This is a genomic window from Nitrospira sp. T9 (assembly GCF_052156535.1).
GTDB lineage: Bacteria > Nitrospirota > Nitrospiria > Nitrospirales > UBA8639 > Nitrospira_E.
In genome coordinates, this window is record NZ_JBQKUP010000028.1 from 140,630 (window position 1) to 161,182 (window position 20,553).

Genomic DNA, 20,553 nt, shown 5'->3' on the forward strand with positions numbered 1-20,553 from the left:
CGAGTGCATCTACCCAACTCCACGTTTCCACCTAACAATCAGGCTCCGCTTTCACGAATGAGAATGGAGGCCGCACGTGCCCCAAGGTGCCCCATCACACTTTGACCATTGCCCTTCACATGGACCACCCCTCGCACAACCTGATTCCAGAAGAGATCCTTGTCCGTCACATCCAGTTCCACCCGGTACACGGAATGCTCGGGGATCAATCTGCCCCGCGCATCCTGGCGCACGGGCACACCTCCGGAATAGGTGGAGGCTAAATACGGTAACGCCATTTCCGATTCGTCCACATGACGAAGGTCCCGAAGCTGCCCTGGTCGGGCAGACCGCGTAGGGTCGTCCGGATAAAACCATCCTTCATTCCCCACCGAGAGCCTGGCTTTTTCTTTTTCCGTGGCGAGGGCCAGCACCACGGATGGATGTTCCCCAATCACATGGGCCATCGCCATGTCGGTATTCACCCACAGCCCTGGATGGAGGGACGACGACAGATCCGTGACCACGCCGGAGAACGGAGCACGCAAGGTCAATTGTTCCCGGAGCATGATCAGGCCGTCCAACGCCTTTCGTTCGCCCACCAGCGTCTCCCAAATCACCAGATGATCATCCCGATCATCCTGATAGGCGACTTCTCGTCCCGCGCGCAATTCTAAGGCCGCAATGCGATGTTCGATAATGTCAATCTGATGTTCCACCTGCGGCGACTGTAACATCAAAAGTGTTTGGCCATGTTCGACCCGATCTCCCTCCTCAACCAACACCTCCACCACCATTGCCGGAGCCGGTGGAAACAGGGTCGTGCGTTCCGGAGCTTCAAGAATTGCGGGAATCTCCACTGTCGTATCCAATGGCATCATGCTCATGAGCAGACACCCCGTCAGTACGACTCCAATTCCCCGCCCTCGCCAGGATTGAATCACGGCCGTCCGACGTCTCCACCAGACCTGCAGTTCCTCATAGACCGGCCATGCCAGAAACCAGCCTATTTCCACGAGAAAGAGGATGACGCCCAAAACCTTGAAAAAAAAGTAATACACCAGGACCGCAATGCCGACAAACACGACGGCCCGGTAGACCCACACCGCCCACGCATAGGCGATCAGCACCAATTGCCGTTGCCGGGGCATCTGTTCCGGAGGAACATCTCCCCAGGCAAACAGCCATTCCCGTAATTTCCAACGACCAAACCCGAAAGCCCGTGATTGCAAATTCGGGACACCCAGCCAATCCGAGAGGACGTAGTAGCCGTCAAAACGGAGCAGCGGATTCAAATTGATCAACAGCCCGGTCACCCAACTGGTGGTCGCCAACACAAAGAGCATGCTTTTGACAATGCCATCAGGACAGAAGTTCCACAAAAAAGTCGCGAGCATCGCCACACTGAGTTCCACCACCATTCCCGCAGCGGCAATGGCCGCGCGTTGCTTCCGGACCGTGAGCCGCCAGGAGTCGGTCGTGTCGGTATAGAGGACAGGCACCATAATGAGGAACCCGAGGCCCATCGTGGGAACCCGGCACCCGTATCGAACAGCGGTATAGGCATGCCCCAGTTCATGCAAGATCTTAATGGCCACCAACCCGATGATATATCCGGCCATCCCTTGAAACGTAAAAAAGTATAAAAAGACATTGGCAAACGATTCCCACCGCCGCACGACTCCCATACACCCGATCACACCCAATATGATCACGCACCATACGGCCCAGCGACTAAACAGCGGAGTGACGAACGGAAGCGTTGCTCGTAAGAACCGGTCGGGATTACATAAGGGAATTCTGAAAAATAAATAGTTGTGGAGCACTCTCAGCACCCAATGTTGTTTTGCCTGTTCGGCCTGCCCGAGGAACCCCTGACTTCCACCGGCTAAGGAATCCCGGGTTAAATTGTTCCGATAGAGAAACTGGATCAACTCCATCACATTCCCGGTTGAGACCTTGGCCGAGGTGGTTCGAGTAACCGAATCCACCAGTCCCTCGACAGTTCCCGCCTGCCAATGTGAAAGCAGTTGGAACGCGGACCATTCAATTTGGAAAAATTGATTTCGAACCGTGTCCACAATCGTCCAGGTGGGGACACCATCGGGCGTGGGCGTACCGGGCAGGATCTGAAGATCTTCTCGCAAGGGTGGAAGGGGAACGTCTTCTTGAGGCTTTGACTGACCCATTTAGATACCTAACGTTTGTCGAAGAACTCCAAGGGGGCGACGGAAGAGATGGAAAAACAGAGTGACCGGTTCCCCATAGATTTTGGCAGTGCCCTGCCAGCCGATTCGAATATCTTCAGGCGGGTCCATGAACGCGGCTTCCACCCGATAGGCCAGGACATTGGTCGGGAGAATACTTGCATGGTAACTGGCATGGATTAATTGGGCAGGAATGGCTTGTAAGGGATTGGCATTCAAAAACACCTCAACCTCGGCGCCTTCCCGTAACACAATAGCGTCTTCCACCGGTAGATCAATTTTCAATTCAAACTCCTGGGGATCGGCCACTTCCATAATGCGTTCGCCCACCACCACCGGCTTGCCGATCCACTCGGATTTATCCGTGAAAATCACAATGCCCGCCCGGGGAGCTTTGACCTCCACTTGCTGTAACATGTCCCAGGCGTAATCCCGTTCGGCTTCCTTTAGCCGGACTTCCGAAGCTTGCACGGGCATACCCGCACCGGTGTCATGGTCGACAAAGGCACTCTGCGACACTTTGCGATACTCCATCCAGGTGACGGACAGATTCTTTTCCGCCACTTCAAACTGATTCCGGAATGTGGTGTCCTCGTAGCGAAAAAGGGTTTGACCGGTTTGAACAAGTGTATTCGGGTGGACAAGGATTTCTCCCAGCACCCCATCCAATGGAGCCGTCACCACCGACGGATCCCGCGGCACCACTTCCACCGGAGCCAGCGTGGACAATCGAACGGGCAGCCACATGGCGGCCATCACTACCACCAGCACTCCCCATATCCAGGTCTTGATAACCTGCCAGTTTTTCACTCTCCGTTTCGTGCCCCCGAGCGCCTGCCAGGCATGAGCCACCGTTTCGGCAAACCGCTGGATCACTTGCACTTCCTCATCTTGCCAGGCTATCTCCCTGGTTAACCACAGACCACCAATTACCTGCTGATCCCCACGGATCAATGGACACCAGAGGACATAAGGAAATGCAAAGGACTTCCAATCACGTCGGAATTCTGTCGAACAATGAGTGGAGGAGAGAGGACCGGGATCTTTGAGACTACCTTGTTCCCATAATTCTGAAATGACGCGTTCGATCCAATTGATCATCGGCGCATTGCGGTCAACCACGGCCACACTGGACACCGCTTCCACCCTGCCCCGCGCCCGCCCCTTCGGATTGATGGAAAAGATACAGGCTTGTCGAAAGTCCACGAGACGTCGGGTCTCATTGGCCAGAAGAAAACAGAGTTCTTTTACTGTTTGAGCCTTGCGAACCTGACTTTCCAGTTGAAGCAGTGCCAGGAAAATACTTGAATCTTTTTCCGTTTTGACCTTGGACGCGATGGAAGGGGCGCCAGCCAGACCGGAGGAGGGTTTAAAGTCCTTACCGGTCCCTCGCGAAGGGGACTCTGTCTGGGTTACTGTTTGCACCACGAAGGTTTCCCTCATTTTGATCAACAGAGAGGTCGATCCGGAAAGGAGTTAATGTTTGACAGTCTGCTTACTCTTGGACGTCGGTGAGGCTACAGGTTTCGTACTTGGCGTAATTGTTGATTGAGTGGGAAACGTGCCTTCCGGAAATTGCGCGCTTCCACTCATACCGGCCAAGACACCTGTGGGGTGTTTGTGAAATCGACCAAAGACCCGAATGGTTTGACTCACGGGATCTACACGAGAACCAATTTCCACCACTTCCGCGGAGTAGTCCTTTTGAGTCTCATCGATACTAAACGAAAACGGACTCTTCTTGGCGATCCACCGCAGCGAAGACGACGGAAGAATCAATTCAATATCCAAATCCTGATTACTCACAATACTCACCACATCATCGTAGGGATTCACACTTTCATAAGGGTGGACCAACGTCTTGACCACATGGCCGGCAAAAGGGGCAGGAATCCGGCAACCTTGAACAATCACTTGTGCTCTGGTGAGAACCGCCTGAGCCTTTTTTAGTTCGGCCTTGGAGATGTCCACTTCCAACCGGCCAATCCCGTGAAGAGCGGCCAGCTCCTCGTTATTGATGACGGTCTTTTGCCTTGCATCCAAATCCGCTTGGGCGGCCGATAATTCCGCCCGGTATTTGGCACATTCAAATTCAACGAGGATGTCTCCCTTATTAAATGCGTCCCCGTCTCGAAACGGCATCCGCTTCACTAACGCCTGAATTTCACTGGCCAGGACCGCTTCAACGACGGGTTTCACGATGCCCCGGATTGTCTGAAGGTCCGATGAGGGCAAACGGCTGCGTCCTCCGCTTTTTGCCAAACTGACGCTTGACGGCAGCATGATCAGATTCAGGACTAAACACAGAATAATGATAGGGTATCGATGTATCATGGATTGTCTCTCTCCTGAGGTTGAGTGGTTGTCTCTTGGGATGGCATGTCAGTTTCTTGGGATTGAGCGACAGTCTCCTGGAGTTGAATGTTAGTCCGTTGGGGTTGTGTGTTTGTCTTTTCAGGTTGAGTTTCAGATTGATCAACTCGCGCGAAGACCTCGGGGCGATCAAGCCATTCCCAACGTTCTTGTAAGGCCACGGCCAATTCTTCGACTCCGTCTCCAGTGATGTCCGTGGGGAAGGGGTCTTCTCCTATCGCGGCCAGCACATTGGCATAGGCCATTTCCAATTTGGCCAGAGCCGATTCATACCGTAATTCGGCCACCAGGCCTTGCATCTTTTCCCGGATGACCAGATGTTCACTCAGCCGGTTAAGGGACCAGGCACGTTGGACCTGGTCGGCAATGGCCATTTGAGTATCGAGATAGCGCTTCCCCGTGGCTACATCCTTCATCGCCGCATGATATTGCGCCACCGACACATGGACCTGACTCATCAGAGCCATCGTCAACGCCAGACTTTGCATGTCCAGCACCTTCTCCTGGGCGTCAATAACCTGCAAACGGACGGGGTGTCGGAACACATTCAACAGATTCCAGCTGACTTTGGCCCCGTAATTCAGCCAATTATTATGAAACAGGAAATTATTGCTATCGTAATTGCCCCCCATATACACATGGAGATTCGGGAGCAATTCCAGGATGGCGGCTTTGGTTTCTTTGGCGTTAATCCGTTTTTGGTAGTCGACCTTTCGCAGTTCCGGACGATTCATAAGTGCCCGGTATTCCAAATCTTCCAGCTTCTCCTCGACTTTCGACACGAGGGGTGGATGTTCCGGCACCGCCAGTTCATAGGGTTCCCCCGGATCCAGGTTCATGAGTTCGGCAAGGTGAATTCGTGATAACGATAAGTCCTGATAGAGCTGTTGAATTTCCCGTTGCGCGCTCAGGAGTTCTCGTTCATATTGCAGTGAGGTCAGTGGATCCGCCAAGGCCCGCTCCCGGATTACATGCACTTCACCCAGCGCTTGTGTGACCCAATCCTGGAGGAAAGCCAGGCGACCCAACGCCCGTTCCGCCCCCACGGCTTTCCAAAAGGCCGACCGGACATCTTGGATGACCCGATTGGCAATTCGGCGTTTATCTTCTTCCGCAATGAGGACGTCGTCCGCGGCTTGTTCGGCCCGCACATAGGACAAACCGAAATCCAAGACATCCCAGCTCAATGCCAAATTCGAGGTATAAATATTTTTATCAGATGAGGTAGAACTCACGAGAGATTGTTGGCCCGTTTCTAACGACTGGCTGCTCGCCCCCGCAAAGTTGCTGCGTCCGTTATAGGCCGCATCCGCCACCACTTTTGGCAACATATCGTAATGCGCCAGATCCAGTTGCCGATGCGCCACCATTTCCTTTAATCCCTGCACCCGTGTTTCTAAATTATATTTCAGCGCCCGCGCCATCGCTTCAAACAACGTGATGGGACGAGCCACCGGTTCCTGGAATTGCGTGAGTTGGGCCAGGTTCTCTTGGACCCGCTGTTGAATTTCGACCTGAGTAAGTGGAGTGGGCAGAACCGCACAACCCGAGCCAATCAGGGCCAACCCGATCACCACCAGACCGACTAGAATTTTTTGAATGTGTAACGCCATAGATAAGTGGCTACCGACCCATTCGATACAATGTACTTGCGCACGTGTCTCATGCCAGCCCAAACCGGCCTTCGGATAGTCGGCACCCGACTGACTGCTTGACCGGCAATGTCGAATCTTCCTCAACTCAAGTCCGTCTATCCTTCCGGCCTCTTCGACCATTTTTTCTTACAGGATCACGCACAGCCACCTCTTTGCAGCTTTCCAGCTCTGTTTCTCGGAGTTTCTTTTGGCAAGATTAAGAAAGTAAACCGTTCTCATTTATGTGATTTCTGCCCAGGAGTTAAACAATCTTCATCAATTCCTCACAACATCTTGCCAACTCATTATTTGAGCAACATGGCACCAAAAATTTATTTTCAATTTCACCTCATTTTTCCACCAGGTCTTATTTTCACTTACCTCATGAACCCGACCTCAAGTGGATTTTGGTTAATCAAAATTCCGATCCGGTTCTCTCAATTGGACACTTGTGCTCCAGAATCCAATCTCATCCTCATGAAAAAATCTTGATGGGAAAATTTTCCATAATTCTTCCAGTAAATGAAGCTCATAGCCGATTAAGGAGATGGATGAATCTCATGCCGTGAGATTGTGTCAAAAGGGAAAACAAGGGAGAGGCTCCATGGAAATTCGATTGGATTCGTGCCCACAAGGGAAATACAAAACGAAGAATCATGTCAATGGATAGATGCCTGATACCAGGTGCACCAACACAAGCAGGGAGAATGCCTGAATCAAGCATCGTATACGCCAGCGATAAAATGGCATGGAGATGGTCGGCGGAATGAAAACACTGTTAGCCCTCGAACCCAGAATTTTATTTGATGGAGCCGCACTCGCCACCGGGGCGGAAGTCGCTCAGGATCAGACAGCCCAGGATCCATCTATTCCGGTAAACGATGCTGATGCAGCAACTAATTCCGGTGAAACCATGGGCACTGACAGTGCCGCCTCCTGGTCCTCCGGTTTCTCACCCGCAACTCCAACAGATCGTCGGGAAATGGTCTTCATCGATACGCGGGTTGAGGATTACCAGGCACTCATGAACGGTATCCATCCTGGCGCAGAAGTCATTCTCCTTGATGCCGGGCGGGACGGGATCGAACAAATTTCTGAAGCGCTCAAGGGCCGGAGTGCTATTGATGCCGTCCATCTCATCGGGGAAGGCACCGAGGCGGAACTTCATTTGGGCACGGCCTTCCTCACCAATGATTCGATCAGCGGTCACTATACAGCGCTGTTGAGTCAAATTGGGCAAAGTTTGTCTGCAGACGCAGATTTACTGATCTATGGCTGTAACTTTGGACGTGGTCAGGCCGGTCTAACCGCGATGCAAACCTTAGCCGAACTGATAGGGGCTGATATTGCCGCGAGCACGGACCGGACCGGGCACGTCAGCGAATATGCCAACTGGGAATTGGAAGTAGCAACCGGGTTCATTGAAACGTCAGTCGTCATTGGCGAAGCCACCCAGGAAGCCTGGGAGGGCGTGCTGGCCACTTTTACCGTGACCAACACCAATGACGCCGGAGCGGGGTCACTCCGCCAGGCCATTATCGATGCTGACGCCACGCCAGGTACTGACACGATCATCATTCCAACAGGAACATACGTGTTGACCACTGGTCCAATGCAAATTAATGACGATGTAATCATCACCGGAGCCGGCGCGGCCACCACCATCATCGATGGCAACAATGCCTCACGCTTATTTGAAACCAGGGGAAGCAGTACGACCACCATGAGTGGAATTACCATTCAAAACGGGGATAATGGTGGTAATGGGGCCGGGGTGTTAGTCGATAACACCAGCACCTTAAATCTCAGCGACGCCATCCTGACAAATATCGACGGCACGGGTGGGCAAGGTGGGGCGTTTCATGTCCATGGCACGCTGAATCTCAACCGCGTTCTCATTGCCAATAACCTGGCGGATCATGGGGCCGGGATTTACTTTCACAATGCCGTCGGTGGAACCCTGACCAACGTGACGTTCAGCGGCAACACTGCCCTCTACGAAGGGGGCGGGATCTGGACGGATACACCGATCACCGTGATCAATTCCACCTTCACGCTCAACAATGCCAATGACGCGGGTGGCATATACTCCATCGGCGCTTTGGTTCAAATTTCCAACACCATAGTCAGCGACAATACGGCGGCTACAGCCAATGATGATGTCCTGGGCAATTTCAGCAGCAGTGGGTACAACCTGATCGAAGTCGTAGGCGGAGCGATCGGTTTTGTTGGAAGCGACATTACCGGCCTGAGTGCCAATCTTGATGTCCTCGCCGACAACAGCGGTCCGACTCGAACACATGCGCTGCTGGCCGGCAGCCCCGCACTCAATGCGGGAACACCAACGGGTGCCCCTGCCGTCGACCAGCGGGGAATCACTCGTGATGCCGTACCGGACATCGGAGCCTTCGAATATACGACCTCCGCCTTTGTCTCGAAGAGTGAATTCATGGTCAACGATCCTTCCGGGAACAACGAACAAACCAGCGGGCCCGTGCGAGGAGCCGAGCGAGCGGTTGATATCGCACCGAACGGCGATTATGTGGTGGTCTGGACGAACGGGACATCAAACGACAAAGTGTTCGCCAAGGTGTTGGATGGTGGTGGCAATGAGAAGGTCGCGCAGTTTCAAGTCAACATCGGGAGCGGAACGAACGCGTGGACCGATGTGGCCGTCGACGACAGCGGAAATTTTCTCGTCACCTGGACCCAAGGCGGGGATATTTTCATGCGACGATTTCTCGCCAACGGCACAGCCGTCGATGCTGGAGACCTCATCGTCAACACCGGCACGCCTAACACTCAGCACAATCCATCCGTGAACATGAATGGCGCCGGTGATTTCGTGATCGCATGGGAAGGCGACGGCGGGGGCAACGAAGGAATTTTTGTACGACGCGGCAGCATGGGCGGAGGGTTGACCGGCAGTGACATCACCGTCAACACCGCAGCAGCTGCGAAGGATCCCTCGGTAGGGATTGCGGATTCTGGCGGATTTGTGGTCGTCTGGGATAACGGTTCGGACGTCTTCTTTCAGCTCTACAACAGCGCGGGTGTTCCACAAAACAACGGGCAGGTTGACGTGCTCTTACAGCTCAGTGCCGGTGCCGCTGCAGTGGATATGAGTAGCGATGGGCGGTTTACCGTGGCCTATCGCGCTACAGTCCTTGATGTGGAAGTCTATGTCAGGCAATTCGACGCAGCAGGAAATGCGCTCTTTCTGCCCAAAATTGCCAATACCTCAGGTCTCTTGACCACTCAGACTAATCCCTCTATCACCATGGATGATATCGGTGAATTCATCGTTGTATGGGAGGGGGCGGGAAATCGGCCTGGGCAGAATGACACCGCCGGGGTCTTTGGCCAGAAATTCAACTCCAGTGGTCAAAAAATCGGTGTCGAGTTTTTGATTAATCAAACCACCGCCAACGTGCAGGACCGCGCCTCGGTGGCCATGCTGGACCGAGATAACTTTGTCGCCGTGTGGACCGGTAGCGACGGGACGCAAACCGATATTTTTGCGCGCCAGTACGGAGCGACAACCTCACCGACTCTCGACTTGGATGCCAACAACAGTTCCGGAGCCACCGGCAACGATTATGCATTCACGTTTACTGAGGGAGACGGCCCCACGGCCATTGCCGACAGCGATACCGACCTTGCGGATGTGGATAGTACGACCTTCGCCTACGTGACCGTGTCTCTCAGTGGCCTCCTAGATGGCAATGCGGAAGCCTTGGTCCTCGACGGGGATACCTTTGCGCTGGCCACCGAGGCGCCAGGCCAGGATACCACCGGCGGCAACTACCATGTGCGTGTATCAACGGCCGCCGGCACGGCCATTGTGACGATCATCAAGCAGGGCGGCGGGACGTTTACAGAGGTCGAAACGGAAACACTCATCAAGGCGATTCAGTACCAGCACCAGGATACGGGCACACCATCTGATGGTGACAGGTTGATCGAGGTGAAGGTCAATGACGGCACGACCGACAGTGCCGCCGCCCGCACGACCATTAACGTGGATCCTGGCAATGACCAGCCTGTCTTCGGCGGTCTGGATAACACGCCCGCCTTCACTGAAGGCGGTGGGGCGGTGGTGCTCGACAGCAATGCCACAATCGCCGACCCTGAACTGGATGCTGCCAATGATTACACCGGCGCTTCGCTCACGTTGACCCGGAACGGAGGAGCCAATGCCGAGGACGTGTTCGCTGGGAGCGGGACGCTGAGTACCCTGACCGAAAGCGGCAGCCTGGTGGTTGGCGGTACGACCATCGGCACGGTCACCACCAACAGCGGTGGAACATTGATCCTCTCTTTCAACAGCAACGCCACCACCGCCCTAGTCAACAGTGCCCTGCAGCAAATCACGTATGCCAATAGCAGCAGCAACCCGCCGGCCAGCGTGCAGGTTGATTTTGTGATGAACGACGGCAACTCTGGCGGACAAGGCAGCGGCGGCGCGCTGAGCGGTACGGGATCCATTACCGTCACCATCAATGCCATCAATGATCCGCCGACCGTGGACCTCGATGCCAACGACAGTTCCGGTGCCACCGGCAACGACTATACCGTTACGTTTACTGAAGGCGGCGGGCCGATTGGCATCGCCGATAGTGACACGGATCTGTTGGATCCGGATAGCACCACATTCGCCTATGTGAAACTGGGCGTGAACGGTCTGCTGGACGGCAATGCCGAGACGCTCATGCTCGATGGCGACACCTTTAACCTGGCGACCGCCGTGGCCGGTCAGGACACCACAGGCGGAAATTATCACGTCGTGCTCGCCACGGGGGCCGGGACAGCCACTATCACGATTACCAAACAAGGCGGCGGGACGTTTACAGAGGTCGAAACGGAAACACTCATCAAGGCGATTCAGTACCAGCACCAGGATACGGGCACACCATCTGATGGTAACAGGTTGATCGAGGTGAAAGTCAATGACGGCACGACCGACAGTGCCGCCGCCCGTACGACCATCAACGTCAATCCCGTTAATGATCCCCCGGTAGCCATGGGGGACGGTTTTATCGTCAATGAAGGGTCGACCACCCGGCTGAATCTTTCCAACAATGATGGCGATCCCGATGACGGGTTGGATCTGACCAGCATCGTCATTGTCTCCGGCCCCACCAATGGCACCATCACGAGCATTAATGCTGATGGGACGGTGGATTATACCCATGATGGCTCCGAAACCCTCTCCGACAGTTTCACCTACAGCATCAAGGACCTGTCAGGCGCTACCTCGAATACGGTGACGGTGAGCTTGACCGTGACGCCACAAAACGATGCCCCTACAGCCGTAGCCAACAGCTTTACGGTCAACGAAGGCTCGACCACCATCCTGAACCTTTCCAACAATGATAGCGATCCCGATGACGGGTTGGATCTGACCAGTATCAACATTGTCGCCGGCCCCACCAATGGCACCATCACCAGCGTGAATGCCAATGGAACAGTGGATTATACCCATAATGGCTCCGAAACCCTCTCCGACAGCTTCACATATACGATCCGGGATCTGTCCGGCCTCACCTCGAATACGGTCACGGTGGACCTGACCGTGACACCGGTCAACGATGCTCCCGTCATCACCTCAGATGGGGGTGGCGCCACGGCGAATGTTCCCGTTGTCACGGGCAACACGGCGGTGACTAATGTGAATGCCACAGATGCAGAGAGCAACCCCCTGACCTACAGCATTGTGGGCGGTGTGGATGCGGCTTTTTTTACTATCGATCCCGCGACCGGGGCCCTTACATTCATCACCGCTCCGGATTTCCAGGCACCGGGCGATGTCGGGGCCGATAATATCTATGACGTGATCGTCCAGGCCTCCGATGGCACATCCGTCGATACGCAGGCAATCGCCGTCACGGTGACCCAAGCCAATGTTCCGCCCCAAATTTTTATTCCCCCGCCACCGGACCCTGCGCCTTCAATCGATCCCCCCCCGAGAGATACCGGCGAAGAGACTTCAGAGGACCAGGCGCCGAGCAATGGGGGCAGTCTTGATCCCGGCTCGCCAGGTAATATCCCTGACGGCGGCCAGGGTTCCACAATCACTGGGGCGGAAAATTCGGAGACGGATAATACCCTGGGACGACCTGAATTGCCGGCTAAGCAGGAGGATGGAGAACGCACGGGCCTCGTGGGGATAGTGAGTGACATGTGGAGTTTGCTCAGGAAGCCCCTTGATATCACAGCCTTCAAGGATGAAATCCGGTCCTTGCTGCACAGATCAGGATTCCTTCAGGACCTGGATCGGGTTCGCGACGATGTTCAGGAGGTTGCCGCCACCGAACAAACCTATTTGGCCTCCAGCATTGCGGTCTCCACCGGGTTGTCCATCGGCTATGTCGTCTGGCTCCTTCGCAGTGGGGTGCTATTGACGGCCCTCCTTTCATCAGTGCCGGCCTGGCAGTTTGTGAACCCCCTGTTGGTGCTCGATGCCGCGGGGAAGAAGAAACGACAACGGAGCCAGAAAGGCGTGGACGGCGATTCAGTAGAGTCCCTGTTTGAGAAACCCACCGCATCTGCCGAGATAGGTGAGGGGAAGACCGGGGCCGCCGCTAAGACTCTTAGAGCCCGGTGGTTCAATTGGAATAAGGGATGAACATCCTTTCGACAAAATCCCGTCTGGCCTTCGGCCAGGTCAGTCTCCTTATCAGTGTGTTACTGACAGCGAGCTTGTTTGGTTTGATGCCGGACCGAACCGGTGCGGTTCGCCAGGGACGTGCGGCTCTGGCCGAGTCCATTGCCGCCAATAGCACGATTCTGATTACCCAGGATGATGTTGACCGCCTGGAGGGGATTTTACAGTTGGTCGTGGACCGTAACCCAGACCTGTTGTCTGCCGGATTGCGAACTGAAGCGGGTGATTGGCTTGTCACAATAGGTGACCATGAGAACAATTGGCGGGACAACAATTCGGACTATTCGTCTAATACCCAGGTAATGGTCGCTATCTGGGAAGGGGAAAACAAATGGGGCCAAGTCGAACTGCGATTTACACCATTAAATGACGAAGGCTGGCTCGGGTATATCACCGGCCCACAGCCACAACTCCTGCTGTTTGTAGGTCTGATGTGTTTCATCGGATTTTATCTGTATTTGGGAAAAATGTTGAAGCAACTCGATCCCTCTCAGGCTGTTCCTGAGCGTGTGCGATCCGCTCTGGATACGATGGCAGAAGGGCTCCTGGTGCTCGACAACAAAGGGCAAATCATGCTGGCCAACCGAGCCTTCGCCACGTTGTTAACCAAGACGCCTGAGACGCTCTTGGGCCAGGCGGTCGGAGCCTTTCCGTGGTCGGACATCGAAGGCCATCCATTGGCACCGGGGACACACCCCTGGTATATCGCATTGAATTCGGGAGAAGCGCAAAAGAACGAACGCGTCCGATTGACTCTTCCCGACGGGACACGGCTGACATTTATGATTAACTGCTCCCCTATCCTTGGCAGCGGAGCCAAAAATGTCGGAGTCCTGGTCAGCTTTGACGACGTCACCCAATTGGAAGAAGCGGAAATCGAGCTACTGAAGTCCAAAGAGGAGGCCGTTGCGGCCAATCAGGCCAAGAGTGCCTTCCTGGCCAATATGAGTCATGAGATCCGCACACCGATGAATGCCATCCTGGGTTTCACAGAACTGATTAAACGTGGATACGGACGTGACTCGGTTGAAACCCGTAAACACCTCGAGATCATCCATTCCAGCGGGAAACATTTGCTTGACCTCATTAACGATATTCTGGATCTCTCGAAGGTCGAGTCGGGACATCTGGAGATCGAACGGGTACGATTCAATCCCTATCTCGTGATCATGGATGTCGTCAGAGTCCTGGGTGTGAGGGCACACGAGAAGGGCATCAAACTCGAACTCAAGATACCTGATGACGTCCCGGAGACCATAATCGGCGATCCGGGCCGGATTCGCCAGATAATCACCAACCTTGTGGGAAACGCGGTGAAATTCACTGAGCGCGGCGCGGTCACAGTGACTGCGCACACCAAGCAGGTCGCGGGAGAGCTGATCCAATTTCATATCGATGTCGCAGACACCGGGATTGGAATGAATGCAGAAGCCACTCAGCGAATTTTTGAAGATTTTGTCCAGGCCGATGCGTCGGTCACCCGAAAGTTTGGCGGAACCGGCCTTGGATTAGCGATCAGCCGCAAGTTCGCACGCGCCCTGGGTGGGGATATTACGGTGGACAGTCAGCCGGGAGTCGGCAGTGTATTCAAGATCACACTGGATGCCGGCAGTGCGGTGGAGGTGGCCTGGGTCACACCCGAGCAGGCCTTAACGACCGACGAATCGGGCATGATGCAGGAGCACACCAACTGGATCTTTCCATTGGCCAGGATCCTAGTCGTAGACGATGGCCCGGAAAACCGCGAATTCGTGAAGGTGGTCCTGGAGGGTTATGGTCTGAGCATCGACGAAGCGGGGAATGGTCTGATAGGAGTGGAAATGGCTATGGCCAGCGAGTATGACATCATTCTCATGGACATGCAGATGCCTGAGATGGACGGGCTCACTGCCACTCGCACGTTACGTGACAGAGGCCTGCAGATCCCCATCCTTGCGCTCACCGCCAACGCCATGAAAGGCTTCGAGCAGGAGTTATTTGATGCCGGATTTTCCGACTATCTCACCAAGCCCATCGACATCGACCGGTTCCTCGCTAAATTGGCTCAATTCCTCCATGGTCAACCAGTCGGTGAATCGTCCAGACAATCCGTCCTCCCGGCGTCCTCACACCATCAAACCTCACAGATTGAGGATTCCTCACCCATCGTTTCCAAGTTAGGATCAACCAACCCCAAATTCGCTAACGTGATTGCCCGTTTTGTAGGTCGCCTGGGTGAACAACTGCAGGCAATGGATGCCGCCTATTCGAATCGGGATATGGAGACCCTGGCCAAGCTGGCTCATTGGCTGAAGGGTGCGGGTGGCACTGTGGGGTTCGATGTGTTGAACAAGCCGGCTGCTGAACTGGAAGCCGCGGCCAAGGCTGTCGATCTGGTAATTATTGAACAGCACCTTTACCGCATTCACCTTCTGGCGACACGAATAGCTCTTGGAGCTCAAGGCATCCTAAAGCCTATGGCAATGGGAGTGCCCTCTGCATCCAAGTCTGTCGGATAAAGCTCGGCAGACCTTTCCAACGTCGGGGGCTGCCCCGGCTGACGTTCCGGCTCCATAACCGTCAGGTGGCCCCCGGGTATCCAGACTTAGTCGTCTTCATCTTTCCGATTTTTCGCCTTATAAACTTTATTTTCCCTTTCGAAAGACCGAAAAGTTCCCATAGAAAAAGAACACCCTTGCCCCCAAGGGGAAGATACGGGCCATTTAAGCTTTGAAATGATCGCGGCATGGAAACAGAACAGACAGATCAGAGAGCATACCAATCACACAATAACGACGGGCTTCTCTTGGCGAAACCCGTTCTGAATGAATTGGGGTGCGATGAAACCTCCCTGACTCAGGCCACGATCATGATGGTCGACGATGAGGAAACGACCATGGAGATCATGCGGGCCTATCTGGAGGATGCTGGTTATCAAAACTTTGTGCTGGTGGAGGATTCCTCTCTGGCCATGCAACAGATTGAAGAATATCGACCGGATATTCTGCTACTAGATCTGATGATGCCGAACGTCCCGGGATTCGAAATCCTGCAGCTTGTGAGGGACCATCCCAAACTGAAACATCTCCCTGTCATTATCCTGACTTCCTCCTCAGACGCGGAAACCAAACTCCAGGCTCTTGACCGGGGTGCCACAGATTTTCTCGCCAAGCCGGTCGATCCCAGTGAATTGAAGCTTCGGGTTCGCAATACTCTCGCCGCCCGAGCCTATCAGAACCAACTTGCCTACTATGATGCCTTGACGAAATTGCCGAACCGGAGTTTGTTTCTTGACCGATTGGCTTGGTTTATACAGCGAGCGGAACGCCATCATGACAACCTGGTTTTGCTCCATATTACTCTCAACCAGTTTAAGCGCCTCTCCACGACCTTCGGGCCGGAAATCTCGGATCAGCTCATCTCACAGATCGCGGAGCGGATGAGTTCCTGCATGCGCCGATCGGATGTATTTGGGCGAGGAATACCCGATTCGACTGAGCTGGATAGCCTGTTTCGCGTGGATGGGGATGAATTCTCTTTATTGTGCCCGACAATGGCGCATGCCGAACATGCGACCAAGTTGGCTTCTCGTATTCTCAAGGTCATGGAATCTTCATTTAATGCCAATGGGACCGAGGTCTTCATTTCCCCAAGTATTGGGATTGCGAGTTTTCCTGCGGATGCCACAGATGTGACCGCCCTCATCCAATGCGCTGTTGGTGCGAGCACCCAGGCCAACTTGCATGGAAAGGGAGGTTTCAATTTTTATTCGAGCGAACTGAATTCTCAAAGCCTGGAGCTCCTGCGGATGGAAGCAGACTTGCGCCATGCCATCGAGGGAGACCAACTGCTGTTGTACTATCAGCCGAAGGTTGAGGTGAAGAGCGGTCACATCATCGGGGTCGAAGCGCTGGTTCGATGGCAAAAACCGGACGGCACGCTTATCTTTCCGGACCAATTCATTCCCTTAGCCGAAGAGACCGGCCTGATCATCTCTCTGGGTGAATGGGTTCTCAAAGAAGCGTGTGCGCAATTAGGACGATGGCAGGCTCAGGGGATACGGCTTCAGGTGGCGGTCAATGTGTCGGCAAAACAATTCAATGACGGCTATCTGGTGCAATTGGTGAGGGAGACCTTACAGAGCACGGGGATCGATGCAACGTATTTAACACTCGAGCTGACGGAAAGCCTCTTAATGGGAAATGCCGAACAGGCCGTGGAGACCTTGAACCACCTGATGGCCTTGGGGCCAAAGATCTCTATGGATGATTTCGGAACAGGCTACTCCTCTCTCAGCTATTTGAAACGTTTCCCCATTCATGAATTGAAGATCGACCGCTCCTTTTTGACCGATATTACCCATAACCCTGAAGCCCGAGCCTTGGTCTCTGCCATGATTTATTTGGCGCATGAGTTTTCTCTGACGGTTGTTGCCGAAGGGGTAGAGAATCAGGAGCAACTTGATCTTCTCACCACCTTGAATTGCGACCAATATCAGGGTTATTTCTTCAGCCGACCTATCAGAGTTGAGGCCCTGGCTACCCTTCTCCATCCTAAATGCCTTTCAGTGAAGGCATAGACTCTTTCCCAGAAAATCTCGGATTTTCGCTGGGCATCGATTCCGTTCGCTCACATGCCATGGCCTTTCATCCGGTTGAGCCGTCTTTCCCATAAACCGAAGCTCGGCCCCATTCACCACCCTAAAGATGCCAAGGAAATCGCTGAACAGAGGCAGATTGTTACTCCTCTCATGATTTCCCTACCCGATGTTTGTGAATACTTGAAAAACTGCCTGGAACGCCAAACAAGTGCATCGAGCGCAGCCATCGGGAAGTCCTCGGATAGCTAGGCGGCGTGCATAACAAGCCGGAATTTCCAGATCCCGATCAACGACTTCCGTATTCTTTTGCGGACTTCAATACATATTTTTGATTTCTCAATTCATTCCTGTGAACGACCGACAATAATGAAAGGAAACCTCTACCAGATTGGAAATCCCAGATGAGAATAATCGGTATCATCACAGGCATAGGCATGCCGCTCCCCTCGAGACAAATTAACACTGCTAATCTTCGTCTGTAGTCATGAACACCGGCATTGCCAACTATGGAAATATCTTCGTCGGTCGCCAGCCCATTTTAGGCCCGAATCTGAAAACCATTGGCTATGAGGTGCTGTATCGAGATTGTGAATCCGACTCCGCGAACATCCCGGATGAGGCAATGGCCACGGCCCAGGTCCTCTTAAATACCTACCTCGATATTGGACTGGAACATGTGGTGGGAACACATCTGGCTTTTTTGAATATTCCCAATCAATTTTTATTAAACAGACATTGTGAGGCCCTCCCGAAACACCGCGTGGTCTTGGAAATATTGGAAACGGTGGAGCCCACCCCAGAAGTCATTGAGGCCTTGGCCTCCCTCTCTCAGCAGGGCTATACCATTGCCCTGGATGATTTTGTCTTCCATGATCGCTTCCGACCGTTTCTGGAATTGGCCGATATCGTAAAAATCGATGTCTTAGGTAAAAGCTCCGAACAATTACAACTTGAGATCCAACACCTCCGGAATTACCGTGCGCGCCTCCTCGCCGAAAAAGTGGAGACACGGGAGACCTTTGAGACCTGCAAACAACTTGGGATTTTCTATTTTCAAGGATTCTTCTTTTATCGCCCAGATATTATTCGCGGACACGAAATCCCCGCGAACCGTGTCGCCCTCCTGGAATTATTAGGAAAAATTCAGGATCCGAATATCTCTTTTGAATGTCTGGTCGAAAGTATCCGAAACGATCTGTCTTTGAGCTACAAGATTCTTCGATATGTGAACTCGGCCTCTGTCGGACTTCCCAGGAGAGTGGAATCCATTGAGCAAGCTGCCTGTATGGTAGGCCTCGACAGGATACGCACTTGGGCCTCCCTTATTCTGATGGCCATTGGAAAGGACCAGCCGATGGAAATGCTGGTAATTGCCTTGGTGCGAGCAAAAATGTGTGAGAGCCTAGGACAGCAGCTTGGCACCAATTCTCCAGAAAAGTATTTCACCATGGGCCTTCTGTCGGTCTTGGAAGCCTTGTACGGATCTTCTATGGAAAAACTTGTGGGGAACCTTCCACTCCCGGACGATATTCTTGAAGCCTTAATACTGGAGAAGGGAACAATGGGAGCCGCGTTGAGTAGCGTGAAAGCCTATGAAAAGGGGGAGTGGTTGCACCTCAAATCACTCCAACTCTCCCCTGGCACAATTCGGGATTTCTATGTGAAAGCCATTGATTGGGCCAACCATTTTTCTCCTATGATTGATGAACCCGCTTGACATGCTGATAACCCCCCCATTTGCTCACATTCGCTTACCTCAGTTCAACCCTCATCTCTCAAGATTCCCCTCGCTCCTTGAGTCTCTTGCAGATATCTTCGAGAAAGTAGGCATCCCTATATTCACGTGTTAGAATAGGCCATGGCTATCGGGTTCGTGATCTCTTTGATACCACCTCAGAACACATTCACGGGTCACCATAAAACTCAAAGACATCCATGACATTCATCCCTACTTCAGAAATCACTCCCGTCTCTTCTTCCGGAAAGACCTCCCGCAGGAGAAACCTCCCTGCCTGGTTCAAAGTCCGTTTCCGGCCTGGCCCCCATTACCAGGAAATCCGTCAACTGATGGATACGCACCGCCTGCATACCATTTGTGAAGAAGCCCGATGTCCGAATATATGGGAATGTTGGAATAATCGGACGGCCACCTTCCTTATCCTTGGAGATATTTGTACCAGGCGTTGTCATTACTGTTCGGTGACCACCGGACGCCCATCCGCAGTCGACCGAGAAGAGCCTCAGCGCGTGGCGGATGCCGTCAAGCTCCTTAAACTGCGGCATGCGGTGGTGACATCGGTCAATCGAGACGATCTCCCCGATGGAGGGGCCGCACTATTTGCGGAGACCATTCAACGAATCAGACATGAAAATCCCGCATGCACCGTCGAAGTATTGATCCCGGACTTTCAGGGGCATCAGACTGATCTGGAAATAGTTATGAAGGCCAAGCCGGATATTTTGAACCATAATATTGAGAGCGTTCCTCGCCTCTTTCCTTCCATTCGTCCACAGGGAAAATACCAACGCTCGCTTCAGGTTCTTGATTGGGCTAAGACCATGGGAGGACGAACCAAATCCGGACTAATGGCAGGTTTGGGAGAATCAAACGATGAAATTCGGCAGGTGATGCAGGACCTTCGAAAAGTGAATTGTGACATTCTGACCATCGGCCAATATCTTCAGCCGACTCTTCAGCATGCGCCGGTTTCTCGATACTATAGTCCGGAGGAATTTGAAGAATTCAAACAGGAGGGAACGGCTTTAGGTTTTCAGCACGTAGAATCCGGCCCCCTCGTCCGGAGTTCTTACCATGCAGAAGAGCAAACACACGGACAGACTTATCCCTGAAACCCGTTTCTTCTGTTTGTCCCAAGCCATTCGATCTGCGTGGCCGCAGACTCTAGTCAGACCGGTTGGTGAAGATCTAATCGAGAAACAGGCTTGTCTGACTGGGCATAGGAGGGATTCTGCTTCTGGGCGAGGGAATCCAAATACACATGTTCGCAGAGGTTCCGCAGAGTGACGAAATCAAATTGCGTATATTCTTGACAGCAGGTTTCACATTTCATCATTGGCCTTCTCTCCAATAATTTGCTAACATGCACCCAATAA

10 protein-coding genes are annotated in these 20,553 nt (G+C 53.3%); 5 read left to right on the top strand and 5 right to left on the bottom strand.

The window, feature by feature from the left end; all coding sequences use genetic code 11:
• Positions 1–38: 38 nt before the first annotated feature.
• Genes ACTRXD_RS04975 through ACTRXD_RS04990 form a run of 4 tightly spaced genes read right to left on the bottom strand, consistent with a single transcriptional unit; the run spans position 39 to position 6,298 of the window.
• Positions 39–2,168: a site-2 protease family protein gene (locus tag ACTRXD_RS04975; RefSeq protein ID WP_442430739.1), complete on the bottom strand. Its 2,130-nt coding sequence runs from the start codon at positions 2,166–2,168 to the stop codon at positions 39–41.
• Complete coding sequence (locus ACTRXD_RS04980; protein WP_442430740.1) at positions 2,169–3,614, bottom strand: efflux RND transporter periplasmic adaptor subunit; 1,446 nt, start codon at positions 3,612–3,614, stop codon at positions 2,169–2,171.
• A 48-nt stretch (positions 3,615–3,662) separates the two neighbouring features.
• Positions 3,663–4,520, bottom strand: a complete 858-nt coding sequence (locus tag ACTRXD_RS04985) for an efflux RND transporter periplasmic adaptor subunit (RefSeq protein WP_442430741.1) — start codon at positions 4,518–4,520, stop codon at positions 3,663–3,665.
• Complete coding sequence (locus ACTRXD_RS04990; RefSeq protein WP_442430742.1) at positions 4,517–6,298, bottom strand: TolC family protein; 1,782 nt, start codon at positions 6,296–6,298, stop codon at positions 4,517–4,519. Before ACTRXD_RS04990 ends, ACTRXD_RS04985 begins: the two co-directional genes overlap by 4 nt.
• Before the next feature lie 661 nt (positions 6,299–6,959).
• Here ACTRXD_RS04990 and ACTRXD_RS04995 point away from each other — a divergent pair.
• The 5 genes from ACTRXD_RS04995 (at position 6,960) to lipA (ending at position 20,289) form a co-directional block, all read left to right on the top strand.
• Entirely contained in the window at positions 6,960–12,821 is a 5,862-nt protein-coding gene (locus tag ACTRXD_RS04995; RefSeq protein WP_442430743.1) for a DUF4347 domain-containing protein, read from the top strand.
• Positions 12,818–15,358 carry an ATP-binding protein gene (locus tag ACTRXD_RS05000; protein ID WP_442430744.1) on the top strand — a complete coding sequence of 847 codons (2,541 nt, stop codon included), beginning with the start codon at positions 12,818–12,820 and terminating at the stop codon, positions 15,356–15,358. Before ACTRXD_RS04995 ends, ACTRXD_RS05000 begins: the two co-directional genes overlap by 4 nt.
• A gap of 227 nt (positions 15,359–15,585) precedes the next feature.
• Positions 15,586–17,418: a putative bifunctional diguanylate cyclase/phosphodiesterase gene (locus ACTRXD_RS05005; protein WP_442430745.1), complete on the top strand. Its 1,833-nt coding sequence runs from the start codon at positions 15,586–15,588 to the stop codon at positions 17,416–17,418.
• A gap of 505 nt (positions 17,419–17,923) precedes the next feature.
• Positions 17,924–19,156, top strand: a complete 1,233-nt coding sequence (locus tag ACTRXD_RS05010; protein ID WP_442430746.1) for an EAL and HDOD domain-containing protein — start codon at positions 17,924–17,926, stop codon at positions 19,154–19,156.
• 218 nt (positions 19,157–19,374) lie between these two features.
• Positions 19,375–20,289, top strand: a complete 915-nt coding sequence (gene lipA, locus ACTRXD_RS05015) for a lipoyl synthase (RefSeq protein WP_442430747.1) — start codon at positions 19,375–19,377, stop codon at positions 20,287–20,289.
• A 56-nt stretch (positions 20,290–20,345) separates the two neighbouring features.
• On the opposite strand, the gene ACTRXD_RS05020 is transcribed toward lipA, so the two are convergent.
• Positions 20,346–20,513 (bottom strand): hypothetical protein, encoded by a 168-nt coding sequence (locus tag ACTRXD_RS05020; protein ID WP_442430748.1) that lies wholly within the window; start codon positions 20,511–20,513, stop codon positions 20,346–20,348.
• Between the last annotated feature and the right edge of the window lie 40 nt (positions 20,514–20,553).

Coding starts and splice junctions, on each gene's coding strand:
- lipA (WP_442430747.1), top strand. CDS start 19,375: ATGACATTCATCCCTACTTCAGAAATCACTCCCGTCTCTTCTTCCGGA.
- ACTRXD_RS04975 (WP_442430739.1), bottom strand. CDS start 2,168: ATGGGTCAGTCAAAGCCTCAAGAAGACGTTCCCCTTCCACCCTTGCGA.
- ACTRXD_RS05020 (WP_442430748.1), bottom strand. CDS start 20,513: ATGATGAAATGTGAAACCTGCTGTCAAGAATATACGCAATTTGATTTC.
- ACTRXD_RS05010 (WP_442430746.1), top strand. CDS start 17,924: ATGAACACCGGCATTGCCAACTATGGAAATATCTTCGTCGGTCGCCAG.
- ACTRXD_RS04985 (WP_442430741.1), bottom strand. CDS start 4,520: ATGATACATCGATACCCTATCATTATTCTGTGTTTAGTCCTGAATCTG.
- ACTRXD_RS04995 (WP_442430743.1), top strand. CDS start 6,960: ATGAAAACACTGTTAGCCCTCGAACCCAGAATTTTATTTGATGGAGCC.
- ACTRXD_RS05005 (WP_442430745.1), top strand. CDS start 15,586: ATGGAAACAGAACAGACAGATCAGAGAGCATACCAATCACACAATAAC.
- ACTRXD_RS05000 (WP_442430744.1), top strand. CDS start 12,818: ATGAACATCCTTTCGACAAAATCCCGTCTGGCCTTCGGCCAGGTCAGT.